The organism is Bradyrhizobium sp. UFLA05-109, from assembly GCF_054185165.1.
Map to the genome: position 1 here is coordinate 46,872 of NZ_JBBIAR010000033.1, position 16,327 is coordinate 63,198.

The following is a 16,327-nucleotide window of genomic DNA, read 5'->3' on the forward strand; positions in this document are numbered from 1 at the left end:
CGACGACCGGAGCATTGTTGATGTTCACCAGCATACCCCATGGCACGTTGGCCGCGACGGATACGCACGAATCCGCACTGCGCCGCGCGTTGCGGATCACTGCGTCGGAGAAATGGGATCTCGATCGGCGTTTTCCCCTCGTCATGAGCCGTGCCTCAGGTGCGCACGTCTTTGATATCGACGGAAGGCAATACGTCGATCTCACCTCCTGTAGCGGGGCCGCGCCGCTTGGAGCTGGATATCAACCGGTCGTCGATCATGTGATTGCAGAAATGCGCCGCAGCGGCGGCATCCTGCCCGGACCGTTGTCCGTGCATCGGATCGAGGTGGCCGAGCGGCTGGCGGAGATATTCCCCCTCGCGCAACGCTCGATATTTTTCCGCACTGGCTCCTGCGCCACGACTGCTGCGGTCCGCCTTGCTCGCGCGCATACCGGTTTGAACCTGGTGCTTACCAGCGGATACCACGGTTGGCACGACTGGCATTTACAGGACCGCCCCGGAATGGGCCTACCCGACCGGGACCTGGACAGTATCGACTTCCATTACGACCTTGACCTGCTCAAGAGACTGATCAAAGGGCAGCCCGTCGCTGCCGTGATCATCACCCCCGAGGTCAACTTCTTCCCGGACGAATATCACCGGGAATTGCAGCATCTCGTGCACCAATACGGTGCTCTGCTCATCCTGGATGAGGTGATGACGGGATTCCGCTACGGCCTCGGCGGTTATCACACCGCGATCGGGCTTGCGCCCGACCTGATCACACTCAGCAAGGGACTGGCCAACGGCATGGCATTGTCGGCGGTAGTCGGTCGGGCAGACGTGATTGCCGCCGCCGAAAAGACGTACATGGGCAACACCTATCAACGCGAGATCACTCCGTTCGCCGCTGCCCTCAGCACCCTCGATGCGCTGCGCGACGGCACCGCGCTCGCCCGGATGCGCCAGGTTGGCGAGGACCTCATCAATGGCCTCAACCAGGTCTTCGCCCGCCAGCAAGTTCAGGCGCGCGCGTTCGCATGGCCGACCATGTTCGACGTCGTGTTTGCCAACGCTGATCTTGGTCACACATTCTTTCAGGAGATGTGGTCGCGCGGCTTCCTCATGCAGTACGGCGGCCGTTTCATGCCGTCCGCAGCGCTGTCCGATGCCGACGTGCGAGGTGCGATTGAAGCCGCCGGACGGGCTCTGACAGCGGCACTGGCCCGGGTAGAGGCTACTTGCGACAATCCGGATCCGATCGCCGCTGCGGTGCGGTTCGCAGGTGATCACTTCATCGCCACGCCGGACACCGTCCGGCGGTGGTTCACCGCTCCGAGCCAGCCATGAACACCAGCAGTCGAGCAGCGGACACTCCCATGCCCAAGGCCGACCCGTTCTCCACCTCGCCGGTGCTGCTCGGTGGCGAGAACCGCTCCGGCACAACATTGCTGAGCGTCGTGCTGGACTCGCATGCCGATCTGGTGGTCGGGCCGGAGATCGACTTCCTAGAACCGCCGAACCTCGGGCCGCACATTCTGGAAGCGACCGACCTGCTCGCAGCTAACGATCCCCGGGTCACCGGCACCGCCAAAAGTGCGATCGACCCGTTCTGGTATGACGGCGCGCACTTCGTGGTGCAATGCCGGCGGTTCGGCCTGGACTACGATGACGTGCGCAAGCTTGTCACTGAGGTGATGGACGAGACAGCGGGCGATATCATTTCGTTCGCCGACAGATGCAGGCTGATCGACGAGATCGGTGAGTTCTGCAAGGCACGAACAGGGGCCAAGCGCTGGGGACTAAAGCTGCAGCGCAAGATCACCCAAATCGACGTTTTCGCCCAGTTATGGCCCGATGCGCATTTCGTGCACATCGTACGGGACGGTCGGGACCTTGCCGCCTCGCATTTGAAATCTGTGCCAGACTGGGGTTATCGGACCGTGGCAGAGGCCGCGCAGGGATGGCTTGAAGTCGTATCTCAGCCGCATCTCCTCGCACCGCCGGAGCGCTATCTCGAGGTCCGCTATGAGGATTTGGTGAGCAGCCCTCGCCCCAGCCTTATGCAGATCTTGGATCACCTGCACCTCCCCTGGGATGAAGCCGTGCTCCGGCACGCCGAACATGAGCACGCGCTGTTCGAAAGGCCGCGCGGCCATCCGGCAGCCGAGTCCGCGGGTAAACCGCTGCACGCAGGCCGGCTTGGCCGGTACAGGCAGGATCTGACACTTAACGAGGTCGCGGAATTCGAGCGAATCGCCGGCGGCGAATTGGCCCGATTGGGCTATCTGTCGACCTCGAGCCCGGCCATCGACGCATGAATCCCACCGAGATCTCCACCCCATCTCGCGGATTACCGCGCGGCTACTTAGGGCTGCTCGTCGGGCGCACTGTGTCGGAATTGGGATCCGAAGTGACGCTGCTAGCCCTACCGCTGACGGCGATCACTCTCCTGGGAGCGGGTCCGGCGCAGACCGGGTTGCTGCTCGCCTGCGGCCGGGCTCCATACCTCGTCATTGGACTGCTCGCGGGAGTGATCGTGGACCGCCTGCCGCACCGATGCATCCTGTTGACTGCCAACTTAGTGATGGCAGTAACGCTCGCGACCATTCCGCTGCTCGCCCATCTTGGCTGGCTCGGAATGATCCAACTGTATATGGCAACCACGCTTGTCGGGACGGCTGCGGTAATCGGCGAAGTTGCCTATCTGGCGTGCGTGCCCACCGTCGTGGATCGTGCTCTACTCGTCAGAGCCCAGAGCTCCTGGCAACTCAGCAGATCTTGCGTGGTGACCGTCGGTCCATTCCTGGCAGGCTGGCTGGTCACCACGTTCTCCGCGCCAACCGCTATACTCGCCGACTCGGCCTCGTTCGTGCTGGCCACCCTCTTGCTGCCGCTGGTGCCGGCACGCAAGGCCGAACCGCCCATAACTGGATCGAGCTCAGTCATCGGTCAGATCGCGGAAGGACTGACGACCGTGTTTGGCAACCCAATTCTGCGGGCGGTTACATTTGCGACCGGCAGCTTCATCTTCTGCTACAACGCTTACTCTGCGGTTTTTCTGCTTTATCTGACCCAACACCTTGGTTTGGACGGTTGGACCACGGGCGTAGTTCTCAGCATCGGCGCACTGGGTGGTATTGGGGGCGCGGCCACCGCAGCATGGGCCGGCCGCGCGATAGGCCTTGGGCCTGTGTTGATGGTTGCCTTGGCGCTTAGCGGCGCAGGCATGACTCTGGCAGCACTGCTCACGCAGCCGTGGCCGGCGGCAGTCGTTTGCGTGGCGCTGTCCCAGTTCGTGCTGTCGTTTGGTCAAGAGATCTACAACGTACACCAAGTCTTCGTTCGATATGCGCTGGCTCCGCCTCGGGTGCTGGGCCGCGTCAACGCGAGCATCCGCAGCCTGGTGTGGGGGCTAGCGCCGGTAGGCGCGCTGCTTGGCGGTGCGGTCGGCGCCGGACCTGGCCTGCGGACTGCCCTAGTGGCCAGCAGCGCGCTGAGCGCGGCCTCCGTGCTGTGGATCTGGCGATCACCCCTGCGCCAGACCCACAACTTGCATCCCTGACGTACTGGCTGGCAGGACTGTGTATGGAGATTAACGAGCTCCGGGACCTCGAGCTGTGGCCGGGCCGGCTAACCTTGTGGCGCATCAGCGTGCCCGATGCTGCCAGATGGCGCCCCGACCCACGTCGGCCGTCCTATGTTCAGGAGGAACACCTTCGCTGTTTCGAGAATGGCCGGCCAGCCTGGCTGGGCGTCGCGTTTGAATGGTCGGGCGAGGTCGATACGACAGCACTGAGCTCAGCGATCCTTGGATGGGTCGACCGGCACGAGGCACTACGCTGCCGCTTCGACAAGGACGGCAGCGCGATCCACCTCGCGACGGTCAGACCGGGCGTGGCAGCACTCGATTTGGTCGAACTCGGTGACTACGCCGATCCGGACAAATTAGCCTGGACGCTGGAAGAAGTGTTCGACACCGAAACGAAACCGCTGAGCTGGCCGCCGTATGTCTTCGTAACAATCAGCCGGCCCGGATGCACCACTCTCATCATCGCCTCTGACCACTCGGTGACGGACGCCTACTCAATGGCCTCGGTACCCTACGAGATCGGGGAACTCTACTCCGCGAAGATTCGGGGCGAGGCCCCACGGCTGGCCCGGGCACACAGCTATCTGGAGTACGCCGTCTCCGAGCGCGCCCGTGTGAGCGATCTGACCGATGGGCATCCGGCGATCGGACACTGGCGCGAGCTGATTGCGGCCACCGGCGGTCAACTGCCCGATTTTCCAGTCCCACTCGGTGCACTGGGCGACGGTGCCTTGCAGCAAACCAGACGGATCTGGCTATTTGACGCGGAAAGCGCAGTGAGGTTCGATCGGGCGTGCCGCGCCCAAGGCGGACATACGACGGCAGGCGTGTTTGCGTGCCTGGCCTTGGCCGGGAAAGCGCTGGGCAACCAAAAGAAATTCTACACCGTCGCTCCCTTTCACACGCGAAACGCCACGCGTTGGAAGAACTCGGTTGGGTGGTATGTTGGGATGAGCCCGGTAAGCTTCCCAGTGTCCGACACGTTCCCAGATCTACTACGCTCCGTTAGGCACGAACTGAGGCGGGCCAAGGAAACCGCGCAGGTGCCTTTTTCCAAAGCGATGGAAATGCTAGGCGCTGCATTGCGCGATCGCTTCATGGTCTCCTATATGGACGATCGGGTGGTGCCCGGATCGGATTGCTGGACGCGCTGGCGAACGAGATTTCTGATAAGCCGCAGCAGCGACCCGCACGAGGTGTATCTGTGGGTCAGCCGGTCGCACGATGGAATCTGCTTGAATATCCGTCACCCCGGCACGCCGACCGCGCGCAGCGCGGTGGACCGCTATTTCGCCGAAGTCGCGACGCTGGCCAACGGGATCAGCGGCGCATTAACGCGGCCGGTCGTGGTGGACGACTGATTTGGCTATCGGCAGACAAGAAAACTCTCAGTTTTGCCGATCGAAAAACAAGTGTCCTAGGGTCATCCAACCGTAGCTGCGTTGGAGTGATGTGCGCCGTCGCGAAGAGACCGTTCAGCACGATCGCTCAGCGCGACATCGACCCATGACGTTGGCCGGTGCCGGGTCCCCGCCCCCATCACCGTGACGGTAGGCATGCAGCGCGGGCAACGCACTTAGCGATGCAGCCCAGCTTGATGTCTTCTTTTTCTAGGACGCGACCATTCTGTCGCGAGCTCATCAAAACATTGCCCAGATTCCCACAGTCGATAACAAAAGAGATCGTTCGGAGCCGCGATTTCACATCGTCCACGCGGTTTGACTGATTCCAGACCAGCCGGCCGCGCGAGGACGGCTCACTTCGGTTGAGCGGCTTCAGGCCAATCTGTGAACTCCATCTCGAATCGACCAAATCCAGCTGGCTTCGTCGTAAAGTTAAGTGTCCGTCCTGACAGAGCCGCCAATGAGCCGGATGCGTACTTAAAGACCATCTTACCGGACGCTGCTATGCCAAGAGGTCTCTTATCCCGCATGACTAGGAAGGCGATCCCCTCCAGAAGCTGTCCAACTGCAAATCCGTCGATCGCATGGTGAATATCGAGAGACGCTAAAGACGTCCCTTTCTCACCATTCAACTCGCTGACCGAAATTGCCGTGATCGTATCATCTCGCAACGGCCCGTCGGCCACGTGACAGGTATATTGAAGGCTGACAATGACGTGGTCATCCCGATCGCCCATTGGCTCTCGATCAACCCCGTCTGTCGAGCAGTCATAGCGCCGGATCGTGTCCGCAGGTGCTCCCCCGCTCAGCCCGAGCAAACCCAAAGCGGAACATAGTACGATCGCGAGAAAGGATGTCTTCATCCGCTTATGCCTTCGTGGGATATCCTCCGGTTGATACGTACAACTTGACGCCACGACCGGTTCAAGCTCCTTCGGCGATCTCTGTGGCCCGGGGGGTCGTCAGCGTGCGCTCGGTCATCGCGAGCTCCGCCGCGATTGGAACGCGGCCAAGCGCTTAGCCACGATGAAAGATCGTTGCGGCCTGCGATTCCGCTAGGGAGCGCCACAGTCGAATTTGCTCCTTGAAATCACTCAACAATTTGCTCTGATTGACCCACTTTTTGGAACGGCTGTTCCGGTGGGCCACATTTTGTTCCGGATCGATCTGAGTCCGTTTACAATTGAGCTCGGACCTCTGCCCCCCGTTCCCGGGTCATTTCCGGCAAGCCGTTGAGCAGTTTGCATTTCGCGCTCGAAATCGTTGTCGTTAGCGCGTCCCATTGACGCGAACGGAAGCGGCCCGTGAGTTTCGGAATTCAAGGGCGCTGTGAGCGCGGTGATTGCCGCCTCGCGGTCTTCCGCGCCGGTGCCGTAGCCAATGCGAAAGGCCAGGTAGAGCGCTCCGCCGCAGGCGGCTGCCAGCACTATGCGGCCGAACTCGCCGGCGAGCACCAGACCAGCTACCGCGAGCATGAGAAGGAAGGTTCGCATCATGATGCGAATCGAATCACGGCCGAGTCAGCGAAGCAAGCCGCCATGCAGCTTTTCGTGTGCACAAGACTGGATGCACGCGAACCGGAGACGTTGCTCGTGCTCAGGAAGGTTTCGATAATTAGGCATTATCAAAGGCAGACCTGCTTTTGGCTTGGCCCATCCAATCAGGATAGATTCGCCAGGTGGATAGCTGGGATGCCCCTCCACCGACAGTTGCATAAGCCATTAACATCGGCAAAACTGGACCCGGCGCAAGAAGGGTCGGGGGAACTTTGGTGATCAGTCGGGGTTCGGAATGGCACCGATGGGAGCCACATATTCATGCGCCCGGCACCTTGTTCAACGATCAGTTCAAAGGCCCGAACGCCTGGGGTGATTATCTAACCAGCCTCGAGCAGGCGATGCCCGCAATCCGCGCGATCGCGGTGACGGACTATTATTGCACCGATACCTACCAGCACGTCGTGCGGGAGATGAAGGAAAACGGCCGCCTGCCGCAGGTCGCGCTCATCTTCCCCAATGTCGAGCTACGGCTCGATGTCGCGACGGTGAAGGAGCGCTGGACCAACATCCACCTTCTCGTCTGCCCCGACGATCCGAATCATGTAGCGGAGGTGGAGCGCTTTCTCAGCCGGCTGAGATTTGAAGCCTTCGGCGACAACTTCGCCTGCACGCGAAAGGATCTCGCCGAACTGGGGCGGAAGTCCAAGACCCAGCTGACCGACGAGCGGGCTGCGTTCCGCCATGGAGCTTCGCAGTTCAAAGTCAATTTCGGAAAATTGCGCGAGGAGTTCGGCAGGAGCGATTGGGCGAAAGAGAACATCCTGATCGCAGTCGCCGGCGCCGAAACCGATGGCACGTCCGGCATCCGCGACGCCAACGACGCGACCTTGCGTCAGGAAATCGAGAAGTTCGCGCACGTAATTTTTGCCAGCAGCCCGGCGCAGCGCGATTTCTGGCTGGGCCGAAAACGCGACGTCGGAGAGGACGTGCTTCGCGAGCGATATGACGGGTGCAAACCCTGCCTGCACGGCAGCGATGCGCATGAGCAGGCGACCGTCGCCAAGCCCGATGGCAACCGCTATTCCTGGATCAAAGGCGCGCTGGAGTTCGATGCGCTGCGCCAAGCCTATATCGATCCTGACGGTCGGGCGTATATCGGCCCCCATCCTCCTTTTCGCGCGACACCCGCACGCGTCATCGCGGAGATCGAATTAACGGGCGCGGACTGGGCGCAGACGCCGAAGCTCGCCCTTAATCCCGGTTTGGTCGCCATCATCGGCGCGCGGGGCTCCGGCAAGACCGCGCTTGCGGACGCGATCGCCGCGGGAAGCGACGCCACGGATGGCCGATTGAGCAATGCGTCATTTATCGTGCGGGCACGTGAGCATCTCGACGGCGTAGGCGTCCGGCTGAGCTGGGAGACCGGAGATCCGTCGGTACGCCCTTTGCTCGACGATTCCATTGATCCGTCGCTCTATCCGCGAGCGCGATATCTCTCCCAGAAGTTCGTGGAGGAGCTCTGCTCGGCCGATGGCTTGAAGGACGAATTGTTAAGCGAGATTGAGCGGGTCATTTTTGAAGCACACAGCACGCTCGAACGCGACGGCGCGACGGATTTCGACGAGTTGCTGGAGCTGCGGACGACGGTGCTGCGCGACAACCGCGACCGCGACGAGGAGGCCATTGAGACACTCTCCGATCAAATCGGGCTAGAGCGCGAGAAGCAAAGCCAGATCGCCGGCCACAAATCGCAAATCACGCAGAAGAACGCGCTGATCGCCGGCTATATCAAGAGTCGGGACGCATTGGTGACCATAGGCAGCGCGGACCGGGTCGCGAGGCTAAACGCGCTGACCGAAGCGGCCGATCACGTCCGGACCCAGATACGATTGTGGTCGCAAGAAAGCCAAGCTCTGCGATCTTTGCAGAACGACGTGTCGGACTTCCGGACGAATCGCGCCCCTATGGCTCTTCGTACGACCAAGCAGACCTTTGTCGGCGCGCATCTCGACGACAAGGCGTGGGAGGTATTTCGGCAGACCTATGCCGGTAACGTCGATGGGACATTGACCGACCGGCTGGCGAAGGCCGAGCAGGAGACGGCTGCGTGGCGGGGTAAGGAACTGCCTCGTAAAGCGAACGATCAGGAGCCATATGTGGCGGCCGACGCCGAGCTGAAGCAATTGTCGCTGGGCGAACTCGAGGCGGAGATCGGCCGCATTCAGCGCCTCATCAACATCGATACAGATACGGCCAATCGCCTCAGAACGATCACCACCAAGATCGGGGATGAGAACGCCGCGCTGAAACGCCTGAAGGATTTTCTGGCCGATTGTGAAGGCGCTCCGGCGCGGATCACCCAGCTTCAAGCCGATCGAGAGCAGGCCTATTTGCGTATCTTCGACTCCATCGTTGCGGAAGAACAAGTGCTGCATGCGCTGTATCGCCCGCTCATGGATCGGCTCGCGCAGGCTTCTGGGACGCTGCGTAAATTGTCGTTCTCAGTTTCTCGCCATGCGGACGTCAACCGCTGGGCGACGGAGGGCGAAGGCTTATTCGACAAGCGGCGCACCGGCCCTTTCAAGGGCGTCGGCACCTTGGAGGCCTGGGCCGATGCTCTGCTGAAGCCAGCGTGGGAAACGGGCGATCCGAAGACCGTTGCCGAGGCCATGGCGGGATTTCGTCAGGCCCACCAAGCCGAGCTGCTCGATCTCTCCGAGGTGCCACGATCACAGCAAGCCGATTATCGCTCTTGGTTGAGACGGTTTGCCAAATGGCTGTATGGCACCGGCCACATCGAGATCAGTTACAGCATCGACTACGAAGCAGTGGACATCCGCAAACTCTCTCCGGGCACCCGCGGCATCGTCCTGCTACTACTCTATCTCGCCTTGGACGACAGCGATGACCGCCCGCTGATCATCGACCAGCCGGAAGAGAACCTCGATCCGAAGTCGATTTTCGACGAGCTGGTCGAGCTATTCATTGCCGCGAAGAATGTGCGCCAGGTCATTATGGTGACGCATAACGCAAACCTGGTGGTCAACACGGACGCCGATCAGGTCATCGTCGCGTTTTCCGGTACTCATTCGCCCGGCAAGCTGCCGCTCATTCGCTATCTGTCGGGCGGCCTCGAAAGCGCAGAGATGCGCAAGCACGTCTGCGACATCCTCGAAGGCGGCGAACGCGCCTTCAAGGAGCGCGCCCGCCGCGTTCGTGTCCGCCTCGACCGATAGACCACCTGCGAGATGACCAGCTGCGACATCGCCGCCTCCGATTTTCAGCTACCCCTCGGTCCGCTGGTGGAGCGCGGCTGGTCTCGGCTTCGCACCGATAGTGCTGACGCTGACGCGACCGTCCGCGAGCTGGGCAAGCTCGGTGATCGCCTAGGCACTCGGGTTGCCGGCCGCGCCGGCTCACTCGAAGAGATTCTCCAGCCGCGTGCAGCCGAACATGCACATCCTCGATCCTTGAGCGCCCGCTACGGCTTGGGCACCTTACCGTTCCACACAGAACTCAGCCATCGCACCCGACCCTGTCGTTACCTTCTCCTCGGATGTATCGACCCAGGATCGTCGGCTGCGGCGACGATGCTCCTCGATTGGCAAACGCTCGGCTTTTCGCGGGAAGAGCTCAACCTTCTCGAATACACCCCAGTGCTCGTTCGTGCCGGCCGGCGTTCCTTCTACTCGACGATCCTCGCGCCGGGAGGAGCCTTCCTGCGATACGATCCCGGCTGTCTCGAAGCCGTGGACGAGCGCGGCGGCAAGGCCCTTGCGCTCGCCGAGGACCGGATCGCCGGCGCTCCGTCCGAAGCCCATCATTGGCGGCAGGGCGACATCCTCATCATCGATAACTGGCGCGTCCTTCACGGGCGCAGTCCGTCGGACCGAGGGTCCGGCCGACGCCTGGCAAGGATTCTCATTGATGCCTGAAGACGTCTTCATCGCTATAAATGGCGACGCGCTCCACTCAAAATCGAAGGTCTACATTGGCCGTGCGCTCGCACGCAAAGGCGCCGGCAATCTCGACGAGTATCAGCTCTGGGCCTCCCTGGCGCTCGAGCTGCTAGGAAAGGCCGCGCTCGCCCGCAAGCACCCGAGCCTCGTGGTCGATCCCACGCACTGGCAGTCCATGTTCGTCGCCGCTGGTATCAACGTCACCACGGACGTGAAGACGATCACCGCCAAGCCCCTATTTGAGCGCCTCCCGCATTTCGTTTCACGGTTCGACAAGACGATCCAGAAGTTCTGCCAAGGTATCGCGGAGCGTCGCAATGCCGAGCTCCACTCGGCCGACCTACCGTTCATGACCATGAGGCTCGACGCTTGGGAGGCGCGCTACTGGCATGCCTGCGATACGATCCTAGACCAAATGGGATCTTCGCTGGAGCAATGGCTCGGCGCCGCCGATGCGGCCGCTCCGCGCCAGCTACTCGACGAGGCGGCGAAGGCTTTGGAAGCAGCCGTCAAACTTCGCGTTCTGGCCGCCAAGGAACAGTTTGAGGCGCTGAAGAAGGCCGAGCGCGAGCGCCTCGCGGCCGAGGCCAACCTGCGGGAGCCCGAACACCAGATCGGCCTGTTCAAAGGCAGTTACGACGAAATTTGGTCAGAACGCTGCCCCGCGTGCAGCTGCCGCGCCTTCATGACCGGAGAACAGACCGGCGAAGACATCAGTGAAGAGCGCGATGAATACGCCATATGGGAGATCGTCGACCGCGAGTTCGCCGGCGAAGAATTTCGCTGCCCAACGTGCGACCTATCTCTGGTTGGCAGCGATGAAATCGCCGCTACCGGCCTGGACACGCTTCATGAGGACCGGCAGGAACGAGAGATGGAGTACGAGCCCGACTACGGGAACGATTGAATCTCTCGCGATCTGCTCTCACTTTCGATAATCGCGCCTTATCGAGAGTGCGAGCGCGTTACGACCAATACCGCATCAAGATAATCAGCAAATGCTTTGTCACCGTTGGACCGAAGCACATCGCGGGCTCGCTCTAACTGAGCCAATGCCCTTTTGAGTAATTGTCTGTTTCCCTCCAGCTTTGCGAGCTCAATCTGAGCAACGCCTTGGCCACCACTGCATTTGCCCCACTGCACAGGCACGCGCGCCCGGCTAAACTCCTTGAGCGCGAAGCCATAGGCGGCGATAGCTTCCGACAATCGCGTCTTATTGCTTTCTCGTCTCCCGAGGCCTAGCAGCGCTGTCCCGAGGTTGTACTGCGCTGAGGCCCATTTCAGCGGCACGCGGTCGCGCGTGTATTCTTGAAGTGATGATTGATACGCCGCGACCGCGTCCTTATATCGAGCCGTACCGATCTCGAGTTCAGCTAAGCTTAGGAGTGCATCACCGAGATTGTTCTGCGCAGCCGCCCAAAGCAATGGTACGCGATCGCGCCCATACTCCTCAAGCGCCGCCCGAAAAGCAGCGACGGCCTCTTCCAAACGTGTCTTGTCTTTTCCCTGCTCGCCAATTCTTAGAAGAACACCTCCAAGATTGTTTTGAGACATGGCCCAGTCGAGGGGAACACGCTCCCGGCGATATTCTTCGAGGGCCCTCCGATGAGCGGAAGCTGCTTCTTCAAATTTTGCAATGTCGCCCTCACGTTCCGCTTGTGAACTCAGTGCATTGCCAATGTTATTCTGTATCGAGGCCCAATAGAGCGGTTCTACCTCTCGCGTTCTACCGCTGAGCGCGGCGCGATAGGCTACGATGGCCTCTTGAAACCTCGCGGTCCCGTTCTCACGATCGCCGAGTTCGACAAGCACATTACCGATACCATTTTGGAGTGAAGCCCAAGAGCTCGGTGACTTCTCTTGCGAGCATTCCTCAAGCGCCGCGCGATAGACGACAAGCGCCTCCTCCAAACGCTTGGGGCTACTTTCACGTTCTCCTAGGCTTTTCAAGACGCCTGCAATATTCTCCTGGGTGTCGACCCATTCGAGTGGCGCTTGGTCACGCGAGAATTTGGAAAGCGCCGCTCGATGCGCAGCGAGCGCCTCCAGCAGGTGACTTGTGTCGCGTTCACGTTCACCAACCCCGGATAGGGCAGCCCCGAGATTATTCTGCGTCTGAGCCCATGCGATGGCGTCATTTCCCGGCGACAGCCGATCAAGGACACGCCTCCACAATTGGATTGCGGCAAGAAGGGCTTCGTTGTCTCCAAATTCGTCGCCTTGGTAGAATAGTGCACGAGCTTCTTTGCTCAAGTACTCAACTAGCGCCGCGCGATGACCGTCAGCAGGTAACACCTTTGCCGCAGCCGAAAAGTGTCGCGCGGCCTCGCGATAGCGCAGTCGTGCCATCGCAATATCGCCGCGTTGAGCGGATGTCTGCGCTGCATCAAGAGAAAGAGCTGCGATCGATCGCCTTCTTTCCTCCAATATCTCAGAAAGCAAGTGATCCGCTTTGGAGAGATCGCCGACATCGATCGCCACTCGCGCCCTGGTCTTTAGATCTGCAATTCTCGCGGTGTCGTCGGGCCGAGTTGAAGCTGGCGCCTGAAGCCCTTTAATCCGCTCGGCGACTTCAACAAGCTTGCTCGCTAGTCGCTCTGGGGGGACGTTGGCTTCGCCCACAATATTAAGGGCAGCACGAATTTGGCGCTCGTTTATTTCGAGCTTTTCCTTTAGGAGAGAGATCGTTTCTCCATGTGAGGCAATAAGTTTCTCGAGCACCTCGGTTCGTGCTTTGACCAATGATACAAGCACTTCTGGAGGTATGCCGCAAATGACAGAGATTGTGCTCAGCGCTACATTGCCGCCGACGCTAGAGGCACAGGATTTTGCCTCTACCTTTCCTGCCAACCCTTGAGCAACGGATACATTTGCGCTGTTGATCTCGGCCCAGACGGTGACGGCTACAAACACAATCGACAGGCGCCAGATCATGGATTCGTACCGTTCTGTTCCCACTCACTTTGACTTGCTGTTACAGTCTGCGCCACTGGTCGTACCGCCAGAGATCGTCGCACCAACCACGTTGCCTCCGACAGCCACACTGCCGCACTGGGCTTCCACAGCTCGTGCGCGAGGCTCCTGTGGCTTGGTTGGGGGAGAGAAATAGAGGAGGAGTGCAAAAGCTCCCGAAGCAACGGCTGCAAGCCCGGCGCCCAGCCACGCTAAAGTTTCGCGATTCCGTTTTTGCTGGACCAACTTCCAACATTTTGAGAACAGCTTCATCGCATCGCCTTCGAGTAGAAGGTTATTATTAGACAACACAGGATAGTATCGTTCGGACCGAGCTTTTTCCAGGGCCAAGTCGATCTGAGTTCGACTATCGCTTGTTATTGGTCAAACATGCGTCGAGAAGTCGTCGAATCGCCTCGGGGCGAGTGAGCGGTGACTGCTTCTGCCGAGCAATCCAAGCGTCCAACGCCACGAGTTGCTCTGGGCGTAGACGCACACCAAGAAGGGTTCCCTGCCCGGTCGCAGGCCGCCCTCTTTTTTTGATAACAGAATTGTTTGACTTGGCCATAATTTTTGTTATCATAAATCAAGCCGAAAGAAGGCGGCAACCTTCTCTCGGCTCTAACCATCGAGCACGAGGTAGATCATGCTGAAGGCTGATTCAAATGATACCACAATCGCGTCCCGAAACACCCCCTCTTCCGAAGTTGCTGTTGCGGCATCGCAGCCGTCGCTCCTGAATGACAGCGCCGGGGCCAATGAACCGGCTGTCAACAGGAGTAAGAGAATGACCCGACGAAACGCAATGACATCGGCGGCTGCGACCGCCGCGAGTCTGGCTCTGACGCTTAAGCCGACGGGGGCCGCACCGCAGCGCCGCGGCCTTTTGCCGAAGCATGATGCGGAATTCACTGCGTTGCTTGACGAATACCGGGCGGCCAGAAGGGATCTGTTCGCTGCAGAGGATCGTCTGGAATCTGCTCGGGAGCTGTTACCCGAGGAGTTTTGGTACGTCAGGAATTTCTCCCCGAGCATTGTGCTTATTCCCGGTCGCGGCAGAATGCCCGATCAGATCGCCTCCTCCCATGAAGACATTGACGCCTTCATGGCGACTGTAGATGTGTCGCCTGAGAGCCGGGTCGATCCAGAATCCAATATGAACGTATGGGCCCGAGAGCGCCGTGCAGAGCTTGAGACGGTAAAGCAGCGCTACGAGGACGCATGCAGATTAGCTGGCGTTACGGCAATCAAAGACACATTCCAGCGAGCCGTCCAACGCGAGAAAGATGCACTTGAGGCGATTGCGGTAACTCAGCCGCGGACAATTGAGGGGTGCTTGGCCCAAGCGGCCTTCCTGTCAACCTATCTCGAGCAAGAGGAGACGGATGAGCAGGAATTCGCGCAGCGGCTTTGCCGCAGCCTCGCTCAAGCGATGGCTCGTCTGGCCGATACTCCAATGCCCCGGGTGCCGGACTATCGGTTTGTCTGATCTCGCTACGGGCGGGATCAAATCCCGCCCGTTTGACTTTCGATAACCCACAATTATCAGAACGGACAAACGCGATGGACACCGAGCTCATCGTGCAGGCCACGAGTCTGCCTACCGTGATGGAAGAGCTGCGCGAGCGCGCCGGCGAGTATGTCAAGAACGCCCACTCGAAGAACACCCTGCGCGCCTACAAGACCGACTGGGAGCACTTTCATGCCTGGTGCGCGGCGCACCACCGCTCCTCACTCCCTGCCGATCTCTTCGAGACGATTGTGCCCTACCTCACTGCCCATGCCGGAACCCTCAAGGTCTCGACCCTCCTCCGACGGCTGACCGCCATCCGGGTCATTCACCGGACCCGAGGTGCCAAGCTCGACACCTCGGACGAGCGGTTTCGAATTTTCTGGCAGGGACTGCGCAACAAGCATCGCGTGCGCGCGACGAAGAAGGCTCCGCTGATGTCTCCCGACTTGCGAAGAGCCATCCAAGCGTTGCCAAACACATTGCAGGGGCATCGCGATCGCGCCCTTCTCCTGATCGGTTTCGCTGCCGGAGCTCGCCGGCTTGTGGACAGCGCAGGATCCCGCGGCGCCTGGCTGTAATATCGCTGATCATGTATCTCCTTAACACGAGCGAATCGATCTCAGCCGACCGTTGATCCCGGGGATTGATTCCAGCTCGCGCTCGGCATCAGCCTCGGCGACACTCATCACATGTTCGCAGTCTGACCGCCGAAATGTCCCTGCTCCGATTTCCTGTCGAGCATGACCAAGGAGGAACTGTCGTGAGTTGTGGGCTTCGGCTGTATTGACGCCGCCGCTAAATCCATCGGTCACCTCAGGCGAGTCCGCGGTATCTAACAGCCGATCCAACATCCAATAGGTCGTCTCATTGACGCTGAAATCTAGGAGATGAATCAGATCAAGTCGGGTCTGACCATCCAACGGCTGAGGTACGGCGATACTTTGAACCGCTGCGACCGGCGACTGTTTGGTGGGACCGAGATATCGCCATCCAGCAAGAAAAAGCATAAGCCCGATGAACAGCGGAAGCAGGTAGATCCAGGTGTTCGGCTCCCTTTGATAATTGGGAATGCCAGCAACGGCGGCGAGCGCCAAAAGCAATACGGCCCACAACCTGGCATCGGTCACCACCCTCGAGAGCGCGGTCATCAGCCTTGGCATTTTTGACTTCAGACCATCCCAGTAAATCAGGATCGCCATAAGGACAACGGCGACTAAAAAGCTACCGATCGCCGCACCTAACTTCACTTCCAAGAAGAGAACGACGGCCTCAAATCCCGACGCAAAGACGATGGTGCCACCAAGAAACCAGCGGGCGGCGCCTTCCCAATTCTTCGGTAAATCAGTGTCAGCCAATTTCACCCCCAAGAATCGCAGGGAAGAGAATCACGCCCTTCCTGCAATTCCTAGTATGACGCGATCGCGTCCG

Annotated in this window: 14 protein-coding genes; 9 read left to right on the forward strand and 5 right to left on the reverse strand. The window is 59.9% G+C overall.

What is annotated here, in order from left to right:
• Nucleotides 1–20: 20 nt before the first annotated feature.
• Genes Q3C01_RS23850 through Q3C01_RS23865 form a run of 4 tightly spaced genes read left to right on the forward strand, consistent with a single transcriptional unit; the run spans nt 21 to nt 4,934 of the window.
• The gene (locus tag Q3C01_RS23850) at nt 21–1,331 is read left to right on the forward strand and encodes an aminotransferase class III-fold pyridoxal phosphate-dependent enzyme (RefSeq protein ID WP_458147742.1); all 1,311 of its coding nucleotides are present in this window, start codon (nt 21–23) and stop codon (nt 1,329–1,331) included.
• A 29-nt stretch (nt 1,332–1,360) separates the two neighbouring features.
• Entirely contained in the window at nt 1,361–2,302 is a 942-nt protein-coding gene (locus Q3C01_RS23855) for a sulfotransferase family protein (RefSeq protein WP_458147743.1), read from the forward strand.
• Nucleotides 2,299–3,546 (forward strand): MFS transporter, encoded by a 1,248-nt coding sequence (locus tag Q3C01_RS23860; protein WP_458147744.1) that lies wholly within the window; start codon nt 2,299–2,301, stop codon nt 3,544–3,546. Before Q3C01_RS23855 ends, Q3C01_RS23860 begins: the two co-directional genes overlap by 4 nt.
• Before the next feature lie 23 nt (nt 3,547–3,569).
• The gene (locus Q3C01_RS23865) at nt 3,570–4,934 is read left to right on the forward strand and encodes a condensation domain-containing protein (protein ID WP_458147745.1); all 1,365 of its coding nucleotides are present in this window, start codon (nt 3,570–3,572) and stop codon (nt 4,932–4,934) included.
• A 395-nt stretch (nt 4,935–5,329) separates the two neighbouring features.
• Here the strand turns inward: Q3C01_RS23865 and Q3C01_RS23870 are convergent, their stop codons facing one another.
• Nucleotides 5,330–5,713 carry a hypothetical protein gene (locus tag Q3C01_RS23870; RefSeq protein WP_458147746.1) on the reverse strand — a complete coding sequence of 128 codons (384 nt, stop codon included), beginning with the start codon at nt 5,711–5,713 and terminating at the stop codon, nt 5,330–5,332.
• Between the two features lie 357 nt (nt 5,714–6,070).
• Entirely contained in the window at nt 6,071–6,472 is a 402-nt protein-coding gene (locus Q3C01_RS23875) for a hypothetical protein (RefSeq protein WP_458147747.1), read from the reverse strand.
• Between the two features lie 275 nt (nt 6,473–6,747).
• On the opposite strand from Q3C01_RS23875, the gene Q3C01_RS23880 reads away from it, so the two are divergent.
• Nucleotides 6,748–9,711, forward strand: coding sequence for a TrlF family AAA-like ATPase (locus Q3C01_RS23880; protein WP_458147748.1), 2,964 nt, complete (start codon nt 6,748–6,750; stop codon nt 9,709–9,711).
• Nucleotides 9,712–9,972: 261 nt separating this feature from the next.
• On the opposite strand, the gene Q3C01_RS23885 is transcribed toward Q3C01_RS23880, so the two are convergent.
• Entirely contained in the window at nt 9,973–10,347 is a 375-nt protein-coding gene (locus Q3C01_RS23885; protein ID WP_458147791.1) for a hypothetical protein, read from the reverse strand.
• On the opposite strand from Q3C01_RS23885, the gene Q3C01_RS23890 reads away from it, so the two are divergent.
• On the forward strand, nt 10,324–10,410 hold the full coding sequence (locus Q3C01_RS23890) for a hypothetical protein (RefSeq protein ID WP_458147789.1): 87 nt from the start codon (nt 10,324–10,326) through the stop codon (nt 10,408–10,410). The genes Q3C01_RS23885 and Q3C01_RS23890 overlap by 24 nt on opposite strands.
• A complete protein-coding gene (locus Q3C01_RS23895; RefSeq protein ID WP_458147749.1) occupies nt 10,403–11,341 on the forward strand; it encodes a hypothetical protein in 939 nt (312 codons plus the stop codon). Before Q3C01_RS23890 ends, Q3C01_RS23895 begins: the two co-directional genes overlap by 8 nt.
• A 38-nt stretch (nt 11,342–11,379) precedes the next feature.
• Here the strand turns inward: Q3C01_RS23895 and Q3C01_RS23900 are convergent, their stop codons facing one another.
• A complete protein-coding gene (locus Q3C01_RS23900; RefSeq protein WP_458147750.1) occupies nt 11,380–13,368 on the reverse strand; it encodes a tetratricopeptide repeat protein in 1,989 nt (662 codons plus the stop codon).
• A 664-nt stretch (nt 13,369–14,032) separates the two neighbouring features.
• On the opposite strand from Q3C01_RS23900, the gene Q3C01_RS23905 reads away from it, so the two are divergent.
• Nucleotides 14,033–14,875, forward strand: a complete 843-nt coding sequence (locus Q3C01_RS23905; protein WP_458147751.1) for a hypothetical protein — start codon at nt 14,033–14,035, stop codon at nt 14,873–14,875.
• 74 nt (nt 14,876–14,949) lie between these two features.
• Nucleotides 14,950–15,477, forward strand: a complete 528-nt coding sequence (locus tag Q3C01_RS23910) for a hypothetical protein (protein ID WP_458147752.1) — start codon at nt 14,950–14,952, stop codon at nt 15,475–15,477.
• Nucleotides 15,478–15,498: 21 nt separating this feature from the next.
• Here the strand turns inward: Q3C01_RS23910 and Q3C01_RS23915 are convergent, their stop codons facing one another.
• The gene (locus Q3C01_RS23915) at nt 15,499–16,254 is read right to left on the reverse strand and encodes a hypothetical protein (RefSeq protein ID WP_458147753.1); all 756 of its coding nucleotides are present in this window, start codon (nt 16,252–16,254) and stop codon (nt 15,499–15,501) included.
• Nucleotides 16,255–16,327: the final 73 nt, after the last annotated feature.